General features: G+C 47.5%; 9 protein-coding genes. 5 read left to right on the top strand and 4 right to left on the bottom strand.

Annotated features, from left to right (window positions below; translation table 11 throughout):
- Positions 1 to 12 precede the first annotated feature (12 nt).
- Both dndD and dndE read left to right on the top strand, forming a co-directional pair.
- Positions 13 to 2,010 carry a DNA sulfur modification protein DndD gene (gene dndD, locus QUB04_RS14850; protein ID WP_333285356.1) on the top strand — a complete coding sequence of 666 codons (1,998 nt, stop codon included), beginning with the start codon at positions 13 to 15 and terminating at the stop codon, positions 2,008 to 2,010.
- A gap of 266 nt (positions 2,011 to 2,276) precedes the next feature.
- Positions 2,277 to 2,678: a DNA sulfur modification protein DndE gene (gene dndE, locus QUB04_RS14845; RefSeq protein WP_190660605.1), complete on the top strand. Its 402-nt coding sequence runs from the start codon at positions 2,277 to 2,279 to the stop codon at positions 2,676 to 2,678.
- 62 nt (positions 2,679 to 2,740) lie between these two features.
- On the opposite strand, the gene thiD is transcribed toward dndE, so the two are convergent.
- Complete coding sequence (gene thiD, locus QUB04_RS14840; RefSeq protein ID WP_333285354.1) at positions 2,741 to 3,550, bottom strand: bifunctional hydroxymethylpyrimidine kinase/phosphomethylpyrimidine kinase; 810 nt, start codon at positions 3,548 to 3,550, stop codon at positions 2,741 to 2,743.
- A gap of 303 nt (positions 3,551 to 3,853) precedes the next feature.
- Between thiD and QUB04_RS14835 the strand changes: the two genes are divergently transcribed.
- Complete coding sequence (locus tag QUB04_RS14835) at positions 3,854 to 4,633, top strand: MBL fold metallo-hydrolase (protein WP_333285352.1); 780 nt, start codon at positions 3,854 to 3,856, stop codon at positions 4,631 to 4,633.
- Positions 4,634 to 4,779: 146 nt separating this feature from the next.
- Here the strand turns inward: QUB04_RS14835 and ftsZ are convergent, their stop codons facing one another.
- Positions 4,780 to 6,054, bottom strand: a complete 1,275-nt coding sequence (ftsZ, locus tag QUB04_RS14830) for a cell division protein FtsZ (protein WP_333152249.1) — start codon at positions 6,052 to 6,054, stop codon at positions 4,780 to 4,782.
- Positions 6,055 to 6,389: 335 nt separating this feature from the next.
- The gene (locus QUB04_RS14825; RefSeq protein ID WP_333285350.1) at positions 6,390 to 7,292 is read right to left on the bottom strand and encodes an FtsQ-type POTRA domain-containing protein; all 903 of its coding nucleotides are present in this window, start codon (positions 7,290 to 7,292) and stop codon (positions 6,390 to 6,392) included.
- Positions 7,293 to 7,629: 337 nt separating this feature from the next.
- On the opposite strand from QUB04_RS14825, the gene QUB04_RS14820 reads away from it, so the two are divergent.
- Together QUB04_RS14820 and QUB04_RS14815 are read left to right on the top strand one after the other, a co-directional pair.
- Positions 7,630 to 8,961, top strand: coding sequence for a P-loop NTPase fold protein (locus QUB04_RS14820; protein WP_333285348.1), 1,332 nt, complete (start codon positions 7,630 to 7,632; stop codon positions 8,959 to 8,961).
- A gap of 683 nt (positions 8,962 to 9,644) precedes the next feature.
- Complete coding sequence (locus QUB04_RS14815) at positions 9,645 to 15,116, top strand: WD40 domain-containing protein (protein ID WP_333285346.1); 5,472 nt, start codon at positions 9,645 to 9,647, stop codon at positions 15,114 to 15,116.
- A 66-nt stretch (positions 15,117 to 15,182) separates the two neighbouring features.
- On the opposite strand, the gene QUB04_RS14810 is transcribed toward QUB04_RS14815, so the two are convergent.
- Positions 15,183 to 16,232: a tetratricopeptide repeat protein gene (locus QUB04_RS14810; protein WP_333285344.1), complete on the bottom strand. Its 1,050-nt coding sequence runs from the start codon at positions 16,230 to 16,232 to the stop codon at positions 15,183 to 15,185.
- Positions 16,233 to 16,272 lie beyond the last annotated feature (40 nt).

Here is a 16,272-nt window from a genome sequence, read left to right as displayed (position 1 = left end):
TATACATCTACAATGCAATTCCTCGAACTCGTCCTCAAAAACTTCGGCCCCTATGCAGGCACCCAAACCATCAATCTCCGCCCCGAAAAAGACGGAAATCCCTGCCCAGTCATTTTATTTGGTGGCATGAATGGCGGCGGCAAAACCACCCTCATGGACGCCATTCGCCTCGCCCTCTACGGTGGCCGCGCCCAATGTTCCACCAGAGGCAATTTAAGCTACAGCGACTTTCTCAATCAATGCGTCAACCGCCACACTCCCCCATTAGAAGATACCCGCGTCGAACTAACATTTGAACAAGTCCAAGATGACAAATTAGCTCAATTTAAAATAGTTAGATACTGGAAAAAAGCCGATATCAAAGATAACTTAAGCATTCTCATATACAGCGAGATAGTCAGCGATTGGTGGTCGGACAAAGCAATTACTAACACTTGGGACGAATACATCGAAACCCTTTTGCCCGTCGGAATATCCAACCTATTTTTGTTTGACGGCGAACAAGTAAAAGAACTCGCCGAACTCGAAACACCGCCAGATTTTGTCGTCGGGGCGATTAAATCTCTTTTAGGTTTAGAATTAGCAGAACGCCTCGCCGTCGATTTAGAAATATTAGCCGGCCGCAAGCGGAAAGAAATTGCTGGCAAAAAAGACTTGGCTGCTTTAGAGAAAATCGAACAAAGTTTTAAGACAATTACTGATGAAATAGACTTAGCTAAGCAAGAACAAGCCAGCTTTAAAAACGAATTAGATAAAGCTCAAAAAAATCAGAAACAAGCATCAGACAAATTTATTTCTGAAGGCGGGAAAATTGCCGCCGATCGCAGTCAGCTAGACAGCAAGCTAAACGACTACAGAAATAAGGCAGACAAAACCCGTCAATCCATGATGGAATTGGCCTCAAATACGCTACCACTAGCCCTAATTTCGGCCTTGCTAAGTGAAGCAAAAATTCAAGCAGAAACAGAAGCCAGCCAGCAGCAAGCAAAGATTGCCCAAAATCTTATCAAACAAAGAAGCGATCGCCTTCTCAACTATATCGCAGAAATCTCCTTAAATCCCCAACAGTTAGATAAAATTCAAGACTTCATCCGCCAAGAAAACCAAGAACTAGAACAGCAAGCCGGAACAGACGCCCCGCCCTGGATGAACGCCGACAACAACAGCATCCAGCAACTAGAAAACCTCCTTAGCTACCAAATCAAAGCCCAGCAAATTCTAGCCCGCGACCAAATAGAAGAAATCAAAAGCATCGAATCAGAAATTGACTTTACAGACAGAGAACTCGCAGCCGCAGCTTCCCCCGAAGCCTACGAAAAACTAGAAGAAGAAGTCAGGAAAGCCCAAAAAGCAGTCGCTATCGCAGCCGCAGCCTTGGAATCAGCCAACCGCCGCGTCGATGAATTAGAGAGAGAATTAGCCAAAAACCAAAAAGAACTAGAAAACTACAGCAGCGAATACATCACCATCAGAAACAGCCAACACGTCATTGCTTCGATCGCCAAAGCCCAAGCTACCCTAAAACTCTTTAAAGAAAAACTCACCCTCAAAAAACTCAACAAACTCGAAATAGAAATTACCGACTGTTTCCGCTACCTGTTGCACAAAACCGACCTCGTGCACAGAGTTGCGATCGACACTCAAACATTTAGCCTCTCCATCTACGATCCAGAAGGCAAACCGGTACCCAAACACCGACTTTCAGCCGGGGAAAAACAATTGCTGGCGATCGCCTTTTTGTGGGGATTGGCTAGAGTATCGGGGAGACAATTGCCAGTGGCGATCGACACTCCCTTGGGCCGCCTCGACTCCTCCCACAGAAACAACCTAGTCGAACGCTATTTCCCCTCGGCCAGCCACCAAGTCATCCTGCTTTCTACCGACACGGAAATTAGAAAAGTAGAATACGAAAAACTCCAAGAATTAGAGGCGATCGCCCACAGCTACCTCCTCCAATACGACTCCGCCAAACACCAAACCACCGTCGAAAAAGGTTACTTCTGGGAATAAAAATTCGCCCTAAAAAATAGCCGCAACCCCCTTGACTTTGCTGGGGAGTTGCGGTAGTATATATATCATAATGGGATGGTTGCGAAAATTTTATTTTTGCCACCATCCCATTATTAAGGATAAATCCTACTAAAATAAGAATACCAAAAAAAACCGATTTAATCAAGTCGCGCCGTGTAAAAAAATGTTAATTATTTCCAGTTATCTAGAGGCTTTGCTTCCCCAATATTAACACTGTTTACAATATACCAAACAATCTCAAACTCATGGAACCACCAGTCGATCGCATCCGCCTCTCCCAAACAGGCAAAGACCAACTATCAAAACTGAAACGATCGACCAAAATCGATCAGTGGAATATTTTATGCAGGTGGGGATTTTGCCGATCGCTCGCCGAACCCAGCATCCCATCGCCAGTACCAATTCCCAGCGACAGCAACGTTGAATTAAGCTGGGATGTCTTCGGCGGCGACATGGCTGATATCTTGATAATTGCCCTCAAACAGCGGTGTCACCAAGACAATTTAGGCACAGAAAAAGAAACTCTAGCCAAACAATTTCGCCTGCACTTGCACCGAGGAATTGGTTATTTGGCGGGCGATCCGAATATTAAGAAAATCGAAGACTTGGTGGCGATCGCTCTTTCGCCTGAAAAATTAAGAAATTAAACGAACCGCGAAGGCGCAAAGGACGCGAAGGAAGAAGGGAAGAGAAGGGATGAGTTCACAATTTACTTCAGTAAAAGCGGGAAAAAATGACCTACTGGCCCTTGGCCTTCCCCAATATCCAAAGCATATTTGAGAGCAGTAGTCACATAATCCTTAGCTAATGTCACCGCCGTAAACAAATCTTTCCCCAAAGCCAAATTAGCAGCGATCGCAGCACTCAAAGTACAACCAGTCCCGTGAGTATTCCCAGTATCAACATTCTCAGTCTTCAACACATCCAACCGCGTACCGTCAAACCAAACATCAATTCCCCGCAAATCTCCCTTCATCCCGCCGCCTTTCACCAAAACAGCCTTTGCGCCCAAACGGTAAATCTGTTGCGCCGCCGATCGCATATCGTCTAGAGAAACAATCTGCAAACCGCTCAAAATCTGAGCCTCAAACCGGTTGGGAGTCACGACAGCAGCCATTGGAATCAAAACATCGCGCAAAAATGCGATCGCCCCGTCATCAATCAATCGATCGCCCGATCGTGAAACCATCACCGGATCGACAACCAAATTCCCTATTCCCAAACCTTCCACCTGTGAAGCCACCGCCGCCATAATTTCCCGATTCAGCAGCATCCCAGTCTTCACAGCATCCACCCCAATATCCGCAACCACCGCATCAATTTGAGCCGCCACAGCCTCAGCAGACAAAGCATCAACTCGCATCACCCCCAAAGTATTTTGAGCCGTCACGCAAGTCAAAGCACTCGTACCGTGCACACAGTGAAACGCAAAAGTCCGCAAATCCGCCTGAATTCCGGCCCCACCGCCACTATCGGAACCAGCCACAGTCAAAGCCACAGGAATCTTCGATTTAATCATCTTCTTCCACCCCAGATAAACGCCAACTTGAACCAGACAAATCCCAATCATATCTGTGGCACGGGCGTCCCGCCTATGCTTCCCCGTGGCACGGGCGTCCCGCCTATGCTTCCCCGTGGCACGGGCGTCCCGCCTTTGCTTCCCCGTGGCACGGGCGTCCCGCCTGTGCTTCCCCGTGGCACGGGCGTCCCGCCTGTGCTTCCCCGTGGCACGGGCGTCCCGCCTGTGCTTCCGAAGGGGTTAAATTCCCCAAACAAAATTAGCTATGATTAAACCAATTGTAAAGAATTATTGCAAACAACTGTGAAAGTCACCCGAATCGACCTCAACTCTTGGATATTCCACATCGCCGGTCAAACCATCCTCGTAGATCCCTGGCTGGTCGATCCCCTCGTATTTTACGGTCAACCCTGGCTGTTCACCGCCTACCACAACACCCCCGTCGCCTTCACTCCCAGCACCTTACCGCCGATCGACCTCATCCTGATTTCCCAAGGATTAGACGACCACTGTCACAGGCCCACACTCGAACTGCTCGATCGCACAATTCCCGCGATCGCCTCACCCACCGCCGCCAAAGTCCTCAGCAGTTTAGGCTACACCCATATCACATCTTTAGCTAATTGGCAAGAATTTAATTATCAAGAAAAGTTACAAATTACTGCCGTACCCGGAGCCGAAATCGGGCCCGGACAAGAAGAAAACGGCTATTTGCTAAAAGATTTAAGCAGTGGCGAGACACTTTACTACGAACCGCACCTGCCGCCATTAGAAAAAGTCAAACAGAAAATAGACACAGTAGACGTAGCGATCGCGCCAGTCATCGGTCAAATCTTTCCATTCCTCGGACAAGTCATCATCGGGCCTTCTGAAGCCCTCCGCCTGGCCCAAACACTTAAACCTCGGTTTTTCCTGCCTACAGCGGCGGGAGACATCCGAGCCACAGGCATTTTACCAATGTTAGTGCGATCGATCGGCAGCATCCCCGAATTTCGCGATTTACTAGCAAAATCGGGACTCTCCACCCAACTCCTCGAACCCGAACCAGGACAAACCTTGGAGATTTTGGATTTTAGATTTTAGATTTTAGATTTTTTAGATTTTAGATTTTAGATGCTCGATATTTTCGATTTTTTAGATGGGAGATTGGAGATTCAATGCCAAATCCCCAATCTAAAATCCCAAAATCCCCAATCTAAAATCCCCAATCTAAAATCTAAAATCTAAAATCATCTAGGCGGGCGACGGTTACGCAAAAACTCAGGAATATCCAATCCCAAATCCTGCGGCGGTTTCGCTTTCGGATCGGGCGTCTGTTGAGCAGGAGTCGTCGGCACAGTTGCAGCCCGCCAAGGAGCATTAACATTTTGTGTCCGCCCCGGAGGCGGAGGCGACGCAACTTCTCCCGAAAAACCCGTAGCGATCACAGTAATCTTAATTTCGCCCTGAAGCCGCTCGTCAATCACCGCTCCAAAAATAATATTGGCATTCGGATCGACAACCTCGTAAATCGTCTCAGCCGCCGCATTCACCTCGTGCAGCGTCATGTCAGTACCGCCAGTGATGTTAAACACCACACCTCTAGCGCCCTCAATCGACGAAGCTTCCAGCAGAGGCGAAGAAATAGCCTGCATCGCAGCCTCCCTAGCCCGCGACTTGCCAGAACCCACACCGATGCCCATCAAAGCCGAACCCGCATCAGCCATTACTGCCCGCACGTCAGCAAAGTCAACATTCACCAAACCGGGAATAGTAATAATGTCAGAAATACCCTGAACCCCTTGGCGCAGGATATCGTCAGCAACTCGAAAAGCCTCTTGTACGGGCATTTGTTCCGAAATCACAGACAGCAGCTTGTCGTTAGGAATTACAATCAGCGTATCCACCCGGGTTTGCAAAGCCGCAATCCCTTCCTCAGCTTGGCTGGTGCGCCGCCGTCCCTCAAACGTAAAAGGCCGCGTTACTATGCCTACAGTCAAGGCGCCCATTTCCTTAGCGACCTCAGCCACGATCGGAGCCGCGCCCGTGCCCGTACCGCCGCCCATGCCCGCTGTGATAAATACCAAATCCGCGTGATTCAGAGCATTAGCAACCTCGTCACGAGATTCCTCCGCAGCCTTTTGACCGATCGCCGGATTGCCCCCCGCCCCCAAACCGCGCGTCAACTTCTGTCCGACTTGCAAGCGTTTCGGAGCATTTGAGAGAACCAGAGCTTGGGAATCTGTATTCACACACCAAAACTCGACACCAGAAACCTCGCTGGCAATCATCCGGTTAACGGCGTTGCCCCCACCACCGCCGACGCCAATTACTTTGATTTTGGCGGCACTGCTGGGCATTATGTCTTTGGGATTGACCATAGGATCGATATCAATACTATCTACATTTACATAACCAGACTTGCGTCTAAAGGGATTGGCGGAATCTGCAGCCACCGGAAAATTTTTTACTTCTTCCGAAGGGGGACTGTCTTGGTCAGACCCCTGTCTATTATTAAGCTTCATTAGAGTCGGGGATGGTAGATTAGAGCTTGTTAACTAAACGCCAATTCACAATCAACTATAGGCTAAGTTGCGCGAAAAACTAACACTGATCGATGCTTAATGTTAGCAATCTCGGATTTGGCCGACCTCGCTAGCCCAGACCTCGCTTGACGCCATCAAGGTGCTTGACCGGATCAAGGCAATTGTAAGCAAGGCAGAAGGAAAAAAAATGGATACTAGCCCCAGACGCGGAGCGCTATCCAAAAACTGTGCTGATTTCAAGCCCTGCCTATAGATCCTGAGGGGCAAAAATTCTGCCTATCGATCGATACCTTCTACCTTCTGTTGACAGAGGATCAATTCTGGGCGCGATTGGGTGCGGGAGTGGAACTCTCCAAACTGCCGGGGAGTTGTGGCAAGTGGACGATCGGCGAAGCAGGATTTTTCAAGTCAATGTAGGCTATTTTGCTTGAATCTATCTGTTTTGGCAATTGTCGCATTCGGTCTAAAACCTTAAGTTGCTCCGCAGTCTTGGAACTGTACGGCCCTAAGTGTACGGTACCGATCTCTGTTTTCAAGATCAAGTTGTTCGGGTTTTGCCAATTAATCTCAAACACTTTCACCGTCAAGCCGCTGAGTCCTTGGTAAAACTTCGGCCAAGAGGCGCGATACTGTTCCAAAGGCCCGATGACTTTTAAAGTGGGCAAAGAACGCTGAGGCTGCGTTCCCGGAATGCTGCCGGGCCCGATCGAACTATTGTGCGATCGTACAGCAGTATAACTATCCGACGGCATCCAACCTCCGCGAGCGTCCAGCCACCCCACTTTTTCCTTGTCACTGTTCGATCTCAACACCGCCGTCGGCTGCGCCACCGCCACGGGCAAGCGTTCTGCCACTTCTATAGTCAAACTCGGTGGAAACAAGTTACGAGTCACCTTCGCTTTGGCGATCGGCCCGGTGGACTCCAGCTTTTGGGCCAGGGCCTGCGGTTGAATCCCCCACAGCGACTGCGGGTAAGACAGCGGCACTAAAGACCGCACCGCCTTATCCGATAGCCACTGATTGCCCTCCACCTTCACTTGTTCCGATCGGGCAATCAACCAAGCCGGCTGAGCAATCCACCACAACAAACCTCCAGCCATTGCGCTTGCTGCCAGCATTTGCCACACCACAGCCGCCAATCGAGCGCGACGGATCTGCCGCAACTTTTGGCGCCTGCGCCCTAACTCTGTTTGAGAAACCGCTCCAAAACTAGCCATCTACCTCTTGACAATATAGTAATTAACGATTAGCACAAATTCAAAACTGTTTAATCTTTCTCTCTCGAACCCTGTTTTCCCCTACCATTTAACCAGATATCCGCAAATTTACCCATCCTCCGGGCAATATCAGTAATATCACTGATCCCGCTAAGTAATAAAAAATTATTAATTAAAAATTCCCAATTCCAGCGCCGGGAAAACCCCTTACCAGCTCAAGGTTCTTTGGGTATTTAGGGCATTACCCCACAGGGCAAAAGGTTACAAATCAAACTAAACTCAAGTAAAGAAAGTTTAGACTTTCGATTAACTTTTTAACTTTTATTCGGCTTCAATTGTGATCGCACTCGAATTAGACAGATTCTATAAAGCCTGCAACCCCAGCAAGACCCTTGTTGCGGGAGACCCAGGGGATTATCAATACTACATTGATTTTGGTTCCGTGCGTGGCGGCAAAATCATTGAATCTTTACAGCGAACCATTACCCGCATCTCCCCCAATGAGCCAACCTGTCAGCTATTTACAGGGCATATCGGGTGTGGCAAATCTACGGAATTGTTTCGACTAAAAGCTGAGTTAGAGCAAGAGGGTTTTTGCGTCGTCTACTTCGAGTCTTCCCAAGACTTAGACATGGGGGATGTAGATATCAGCGATATTTTGCTGAGCATTGCCCGCCAAGTTAGCGAAACTATGGAATCGGCTAAAATTAAACTCAGACCGAGCTATTTTACCAATCTGTTTGCAGAAGTGGCAGAATTTTTGCAGACTCCCATAGATTTGTCAGCGGAAGCCGAGTTATCTGTAGGCATTGCTAGAGTGACTGCTAAAACTAAAGACTCTCCCAAACTGCGATCGCAACTCAGGCAATATCTCGAACCCCGCACCAACAGCATCTTGCAGTCGATCAACGAAGAACTCCTCAACAAAGCTAACGCCGAACTCAAGCAGCAAGGTAAAAAAGGGCTCGCAGTCATCGTTGACAACCTCGATCGCCTCGACGCCTCCCTCAAACCCAGCGGACGCACCCAGCCAGAATATCTGTTTTTAGACCGAGGCGAACAGTTGAAAAAACTTAATTGCCATGTTGTCTACACGATTCCCCTGACTTTGATTTTTTCCAACGACTTCGGCCGCCTCGCCAGTCGATTTGGAGTCAAGCCCAAGGTGATGCCAATGGTACCAGTGCAAGTGCGATCGGGCGACGACCACATTGAAGGAATGGCACTGCTGCGCCAGCTAGTATTAGCTAGAGCTTTTCCGAAAGTTGCTCCCCATCAACGCCTTGATTTGATTTCCCAGGTGTTTGACTCTCCCGAAACTTTAGATCGGCTTTGTCGGATTAGTGGCGGTCACGTTCGCAATCTACTGATGCTTTTGTATAGCTGTTTGCAGCACGAAGACCCTCCCTTCTCTCGCGAATGCCTCGAAAGCGTCATTCAAGAATATCGCGATGACCTTTTGGGAGCCATCAATGACATGGAATGGGAATTGCTGTTTCAAGTCGTCAACCGACAAAGTGTAACCGGCGAAGAAGAGTCTCAAATCTTGTTGCGAAGTATGTTTGTCTTTGAATACCGCGATCAAGAAGGTCGTTGGTTTGGGATTAATCCAGCCCTAGCAGAAACCAGAAAATATAAGGAGTGGCTGCAGCGCAGTGAGCCAAAATAGTTGAGATTTTTGAGATGGGTTCGCGACTCTAAGAACCCTTAACCACGAGAAACTTAGAAAGTATTTAACTGAAAATTCATCGCTCCCAACTCCGAAATCTTACAATCCAATACAGAAATTAGTCAGCGGTTTTTGCCACTGGCTGATTTCTGTTTAATGCTGGCTATAGGCGGTGAATATTATTGTCGTGTAAAACTTTGCCGCCACTAAGGACTTTCCCCACTTTCAACTCTCATATCTGCAATGTCAGACCCCCTATGTCTGTTTTTACCGGTTGCTCTTAATTTCACATAATCCCATCCCGGAGGACAATTGTTTTGGCTGTTGTGTTAAATGCCTGCTACAGATATATCGGAGTTGTTTACTAATAGCTAGTCGTCGCTATGAGGATAAACTTAGCGGTTGGCTATTTACGATCTGTAGTCCTTTATATATAGCTGAATCAAAAATTATCAGGTGACATTAAAATTTTATTGGGAAGTCTAGCATTCTCTGAGATTGAGAGGTATGATATCTTTACATTGGATCTAATAACTATGTAAGTATTGATAGGACAAGTACGGGAAACTACGTATTTATACAGAGATAAAGCGTCAGACAGAGACGGGGATGTCTAAGTAGAGACGCTTTCAGTCACGATTGGCGAGGGTTAGGTAATTGATTAATGCAAAAGGGGTGCACGCATGACCGATCTAATTAAGGTACAAGAAACTGCCAACTACAACGAGCGATCGCTCAAAACTCTGGTCAGGTCAATCACAATGTCTCAACACCAATTCTCGCTAATTTTGGTGCGCTGCAACTACGAGCAGTTGCGGCAGCAAATAGCGCAGCGGCTGCGAGAAGTGTCCCCAGTTCCAATTCAAGATATCGTCCTGCCACCTTCAGTTAAAACCCTTTACACTACTCTGCAGGCAAGCACTTTTCAGGAGGGGTACTCGCCTGTCGGTGCCGCCTCGGCTTTGATGGTATTCGGTTTAGAAACAGTAGTAGCGATCGACGAACTGATGGCTTCTACCAATCAAGTACGAGACGAATTTCGCAAAAATTTTTCCTGCCCAGTGATTTTGTGGGTAACAGATGACATCGTGACCAAAATGATTCGTCTGGCCCCGGATTTCAAAAGTTGGGCCGCTGCCACAATTAAATTTGAAATGGGCGTTGACGAATTAATTAATTTCCTAGCTAGACGGGCCGATACTATATTTAAAATAGGCGAACTCAATCAAGAACTCGCCACCAGCAACGTCAGCACCATCGCTAATTGTGAGACCTGCGACACCCAGTGCGAAAAACGCGACATGGAGCGCGAACTCAGCCCCGGAGAACGCTTTCTAACTTTTAACTCAGGGCCCCAAAACCGAGGACAATCAGATGTCCACTCGTATTCGCCATTGAGTCCCGGCAATACCTTCGATTTGGCGATCGGCTCTTTGCCACGCCGAGAACTAGAATTAGCTTTAAGAGATTTACAAAATCGCGGTGAAGAATTAGAACCCGCCCTCAAAGCCAGCCTGCAATTCGTTCTCGGTCGAGATTACTATGTCAGCGACCAAACCGAAACTGCCTTAATTCACTACCAAGAAAGTTTAGTATTTTGGCAGCAGCAAACGGGCAACTGGGAACTGGCAAACTTGGAAAATTCCGAAAACCCAGAAACCTTCCCCTCCTTGTCGAATCCTGTCCCCAATATTTTATTTTTAGAGAGAGAAGGCATAGTGCTGTTTCACATAGCCCTGTGTCACCGCTTGCAAGCAGCCAGAAACCCGGTTGCCAACCGCCAGCACTGGGAACAAGCTTGGATTAGCCTGGAACAATCTAGAAACGCTTTCTCCCTTGCCTCACGCCTCGAATTGGTAGCTGAGGTGACAGCACACCTCGGAGAAGTGCTGCAGCGCCTGAAAGCTTGGGGAGAGTTGCAAGCATTAGCTGAAAATTCTTTGCAGTTGCACTTCACTTACGGTACTCCCAGCCAACTAGCTCAAGATTACGGCTTTTTGGCTGAAGTTGCCCTGCAAGAGTCGAGGTGGAGTCAAGCCCGCCAGCTAGCCGAGTTGGCTTTGGCGATTTTGGATCAAACGCCTAATGATTTGAGATTGCTGATTGAAGATTTGAGATTGGGGTTTGAGGGAAATTATCCAGAATTTCTGGGCCCTAACGAGTTAAGTAACGAACCCAAATCTAAAATCCAACATCCTAAATCCGACAGGAGTTCGTATCTTTTACTTTTAGCCCGAAGTTTGCGGCAGCTAGGCCAGTGGGAAGCGGCGGTTCATTCTTTGGAGTTGGCTCAATCTCAAAGCGAGCCGAAGTACGACCCCCGACTTTACATCGATATTTTGACGGAATTGCAAGCGGTTTATTTCGAGCAGGGAGAGTATCTTAAAGCGTTTCGGATTAAAAAAACCCAGCGTTCGATCGAATATCAATACGGATTTAGAGCTTTTATCGGAGCCAGCCAATTGCAGCAGCAGCGCCAAGCCGTCAATCCTTCAGGCCCCTCAGCTCAAAACCAAGCTGCCATCGCAGCCTCCATGACAGCTTACTCGCGCCAAACAGATATCAATAGCTTGCTAGAAAGAATTAGCAGGGACGACCATAAATTAACTATTATTCATGGGCCCAGCGGAGTCGGGAAAAGTTCTCTAGTCAATGCCGGCTTAGTACCAGCTTTGAAAAATATTACTCCGGGCGCGCGCGATACATTGCCTGTAGTAGTCAAAGTTTACACCGACTGGCTGGTGGAGTTAGAAAATGCTTTGAACAGCGCACTGTACGACAAACAAGCCGAAGAGGAAAGTAAATTAATCTCCAAAGGACTACAGGAAATCCACAAAAGAAGTTGCTCGCTGATTCCGGCTCGCAGCTCGGAAGTCTCTTCTTTTATTATAGAGCAGTTGCGCGAAAATGCCACAAATAATTTGTTGACTGTGCTGATTTTCGATCAATTTGAAGAGTTTTTCTTTGTTTCGACTTCAGTGGCACAAAGACAACTTTTTTATAATTTTTTGCGTTTGTTTTTGAACTTGCCTTATGTCAAGATAATTCTGTGCTTGCGCGAAGATTATTTGCACTACTTACTAGATTGCGATCGCTTCCCAAATCTTGACGCTATTAACAATAATATTCTCGACAAAAGCATCCGCTACCAACTGCGGAGTTTTTCTATCAAAGACGCGCGGGCTGTTATCGGACACTTAACAGAACGGGCGGAATTTTATTTAGAGCCGGCACTGATCGATGCCTTCGTAGAAGATTTAGCAGACGAACTGCAAGAAGTGCGACCAATCGAATTGCAGGTAGTAGGAGCGCAACTGCAAGAAGAAGGTATTACCAGTCTAGCACAATACCAGCAATTGGGGGACAATCCCAAAGCGGAATTAGTGAAGCGATCGCTCGAAAGAGTCATCTCTGACTGTGGTCTGGTTAACGAAGACGCAGCTTGGAAAATATTGTTTTCCCTGACAGATGAAAGAGGCGTTCGGCTGATAAAAACCAAACACGAACTCTCGTTAGTTACAGGGCAGCAGCCAGCCGAGGCCCGCGAAACCGAATTATCGGCGATCGGCAGAAACCGAATTTCCCTACCGCGGCAGTTCGCAAAAGCCCCTGAAAGCCGACAAAAGAAAACCGACAACCTCGACTTAATTTTAGACATTTTAGTTGGTCACGGTTTGCTATTTCTGCTACGGGAAGCGCCCGAAGACCGCTATCAATTGGTACACGACTATTTAGTGCGACCGATCCGCCAAAGATTCGGCTTAGAAGCCAGACTGCACAAAGCAGAAGCAGACAAAAAAATGAGTCAAGCACAGCTCTACCGAGCCAATACTTTTCTCAAACAACTGCTGGGAGTAGCAGTGATCGGCGTCATGCTGCTAACCAGTTCCACCATCGCCGCCGTAAATTTTTGGTGGCGGGCTGTGGGTCAAAAACAGCTAGCTGTCGCTCAAACTCAGCGAGCCGAAATCAGTACCCTGACAGCCGCTTCTGAAGCACTTTATTTCTCAAACAACAAATTTGACGCCATGATGGAAAGTTTGAGAGCTGGTAAAAAGTGGAAACAGATCGAACACTCCCAAAAAATGTATACTCTTAAAGACACCGAAATTCTGATTTCTGCCGCCCTCCAGCAGGCAGTTTATGGAGTTAAAGAACGCAACCGCTTGGAAGGACACGGCGATGTAGTTTGGGGTCTTAGCTTCAGTCCAGATGGCGAAACAATAGCTTCTTCCAGTGTAGATAAAACCGTCAAACTTTGGCGGCGCGACGGCAGTTTGCTGGCAACTTTAAAAGACCACACTAACAGTGTCTCCTGTGTGGCGTTCAGTCCCGACAACAAAACCATAGCCTCGGCAAGTTTAGATAAAACTGTCAAAATTTGGCAAACTGACGGCAATTTGCTGGCTACTTTCAAAGGGCATACTAATAGCGTTACCAGCGTTGCTTTTAGTTCTGACGGTCAAACGATCGCCACTGGCTCTACTGATAAAACTATCAAACTTTGGAAAACCGACGGCACGCTGCTGCGAACGATCGAACAATTTGCTCCCGTAAATTGGCTAAGCTTCAGCCGCGACGGCAAAATAATCGCTGTGGCGAGCGATGACGGTAGTGTGAAACTGTGGAGTTCGGACGGCAGGTTAATCGCTAATTTATGGCACAGCGAAAACAGACAACCCTCGAAAATTTACACCGTCAGTTTCTCCCCCGATGGTGAAACGATCGCCAGTGCGGGTGAAGATAAAACGGTGAAAATCTGGAGCCTCGCTGCACTAAAACACCCAGCAACAGAAAATTCAACACAAGCAAAAAAAGGTGAACTGCTCGCAACTTTGCGGGGACACAGCAAGTGGGTATTTGGTGTCAGTTTCTCCCCCGACGGTCAAACCCTTGCTTCTGGAAGTGCAGACGGGACTGTCAAACTCTGGAATCTTGCTGGTGTTGGCGACAAACGCCCAACGGATGCTAGCAACATTAAACCAGAGAGTCGCTTACTGAGAACTTTTGAGGGACACGCCGATCGAGTTACTCAGGTGAGTTTTAGCCCAGAAGGCAAAACCTTGGCTTCGGCAAGTTTTGACAAAACTATCAGGCTGTGGCGACTCGATGACGTGCCGCTCAAAACCCTCGACGGACACCAAAACCGGGTGCAAGGCGTTACTTTTAGCCCCGACGGCCAAAGGCTGGCTTCTGCTTCTACGGACAACACTATCAAACTCTGGAGCCGCACGGGAGTTTTGCTGGAAACCTTGGAAGGACACACTCAGAGAGTCGCCAGCGTCAGTTTCAGCCCCGACGGCCAGCTACTTGCTTCTGGGAGTTACGACAAAACGGTGAAGGTGTGGAGTTTGACAGAAGATGGCATGAATAATATTCTCCCTTGTCCTTCGGCTCCGCTATTCCCGTGTTCGCCTTCTGTGCTGTTCACTCTCGACGGCCACGCCGACAGCGTGATGAGCGTGAGTTTTAGCCCCGACGGCGAGGTTCTGGCTTCGGCTAGCAAGGATAAGACTGTGAAACTCTGGACTAGAAACGGCAGGCTGATTAAGACTTTGACGGGACACACAGGCTGGGTGACTGGGGTGACTTTCAGTCCCGACGGCTCGATGCTGGCTTCTGCAAGCGATGATGGTACTCTCAAACTCTGGAATCGGGACGGTCGTTTGCTAAGAACTTTTGAAGCAGCTCACAACAGTTTTGTGTTGGGGGTTGCTTTTAGCCCTGATGGCAAAATGCTGGCTTCGGCTGGTTACGACAATTCGGTGAAATTGTGGAAGGTAGATGGGACTTTGGTGGCGACGCTGCTGAAGGGTTCTAGCGACAGCGTGACTAGCGTGGGTTTTAGCCCGGATGGTTTGTTGGTTGCTTCGGGCAGTTACGATCATAAGGTGAAGCTTTGGAGCCGCAGCGGGACTTTGCTGAAAACTTTGACGGGTCACAAGGATAGTGTGATGAGTGTGAGTTTTAGCCCGGATGGGAAGGTTCTGGCTTCTGCGGGCCGGGATAATCGGGTGATTTTGTGGAATTTGGATCTTGACGATTTGCTGGTGAGGGGCTGTGACTGGGTGGGAGATTATTTGAGAACTAATCCTAATGTGAGCGATCGCGATCGGCGTTTATGCGACGGGGTAGCGTCTAAATCTCAGTTTTAGTCATTTGCTCCTTTCATTTTTTCTTGGGATACAGTTGAAACAAGCTCAATTTTTTCAAAGGATTTTTTACTCTTTTGATTCGGGAAACATTAGTAGTAAGTAGTTAAAACAATCGGAGTTTTTTTGGTCGAGTTCGCATATCTCTCTTGCTGAGTCACCATCAAAAATACAACTTCGCTCTTCAGCCATAGCTGCTAAGTTAAACATTCTGCGTTCTTCTGCTGGCCATCCAATGTCCATCCATTTCTCCCAAGACCAACCCCTTGAATCAAGTTCTTCTAAGTTAATGGAGCGAGCTGGTATTGGCATCGGAGTTTTGAAAGGTGATGGGTCGAGCAACCGGGATTTTTCTTCAGCAAACATTTCTTTTCCGAAATCGCTGAAACAATCTAAGTTTTTTTCAATTTTGGCAACTAAGGCTCGCACTTCGCCAAATTGTTCAAAAGTCCACAGCACGTTAGCTAACTGATAGAGAATGACAGGATTGGATGGATCGTACTTCAAAGCCTCTCGATATAGGGGCAGGACTTTGTTGAACTTTCCATACCCAAACCAGAGGCGATTCGCTTCATCAAATAACCGCTTTGCATCTGGGAACATTCGTTGTAAATACCCTAAACAATTGTCGTTTTCTTGCTTTAGTTTGCGTTTTTCTATTTGTGATTGACGAGTGATAAACGGAAAACTTCGCTCTTCACCCAGGGCGGCTAAGTTAAACATTCTGCGCTGTTTTGCTGCTGATGAAATACACATCCATTGTTTGTGAGATAAACCCATTGAATTAAGTTCTTCTAAGTCAATGGAGCAAGCTGGTATTGGCATCGGAGTTTTGAAAGGTGATGGAGAAAGCAGCCTGGGTTTTGCTTTAGCAAACACTTCTTTCCCGAAATCGCTGAGACGGTCTAAGTTTCTTTCTATTTTGGCAACTAACGCTCGCACTTCGTCAAATTCTTCAAAAGCCCACAGCACGTTAGCTAGCTGATAGATAATGACAGAATTAGACGGATCGTACTTCAGGGCCTCTCTATACAGTGGCAATACTTTGTTCAACTTTCCTTGCGAAAACCAGAGACGATTCGCTTCATCAAATAACCGCTTTGCTTCTATGATATTCATGTTTTTCCACTCGTTCTGAAAAAGCTGAGATTCTTCAAAT

This window comes from Microcoleus sp. D2_18a_B4 (assembly GCF_036702475.1).
Classification (GTDB): Bacteria; Cyanobacteriota; Cyanobacteriia; order Cyanobacteriales; family Microcoleaceae; genus Microcoleus.
This window is presented reverse-complemented; position numbering and strand designations above follow the sequence as displayed.

Bases quoted from the DNA above. Each gene is read 5' to 3' on its own strand.
- QUB04_RS14825 (WP_333285350.1), bottom strand. From the start codon at position 7,292: ATGGCTAGTTTTGGAGCGGTTTCTCAAACAGAGTTAGGGCGCAGGCGC.
- dndE (WP_190660605.1), top strand. From the start codon at position 2,277: ATGGAACCACCAGTCGATCGCATCCGCCTCTCCCAAACAGGCAAAGAC.
- ftsZ (WP_333152249.1), bottom strand. From the start codon at position 6,054: ATGAAGCTTAATAATAGACAGGGGTCTGACCAAGACAGTCCCCCTTCG.
- QUB04_RS14810 (WP_333285344.1), bottom strand. From the start codon at position 16,232: ATGAATATCATAGAAGCAAAGCGGTTATTTGATGAAGCGAATCGTCTC.
- thiD (WP_333285354.1), bottom strand. From the start codon at position 3,550: ATGATTAAATCGAAGATTCCTGTGGCTTTGACTGTGGCTGGTTCCGAT.
- dndD (WP_333285356.1), top strand. From the start codon at position 13: ATGCAATTCCTCGAACTCGTCCTCAAAAACTTCGGCCCCTATGCAGGC.
- QUB04_RS14815 (WP_333285346.1), top strand. From the start codon at position 9,645: ATGACCGATCTAATTAAGGTACAAGAAACTGCCAACTACAACGAGCGA.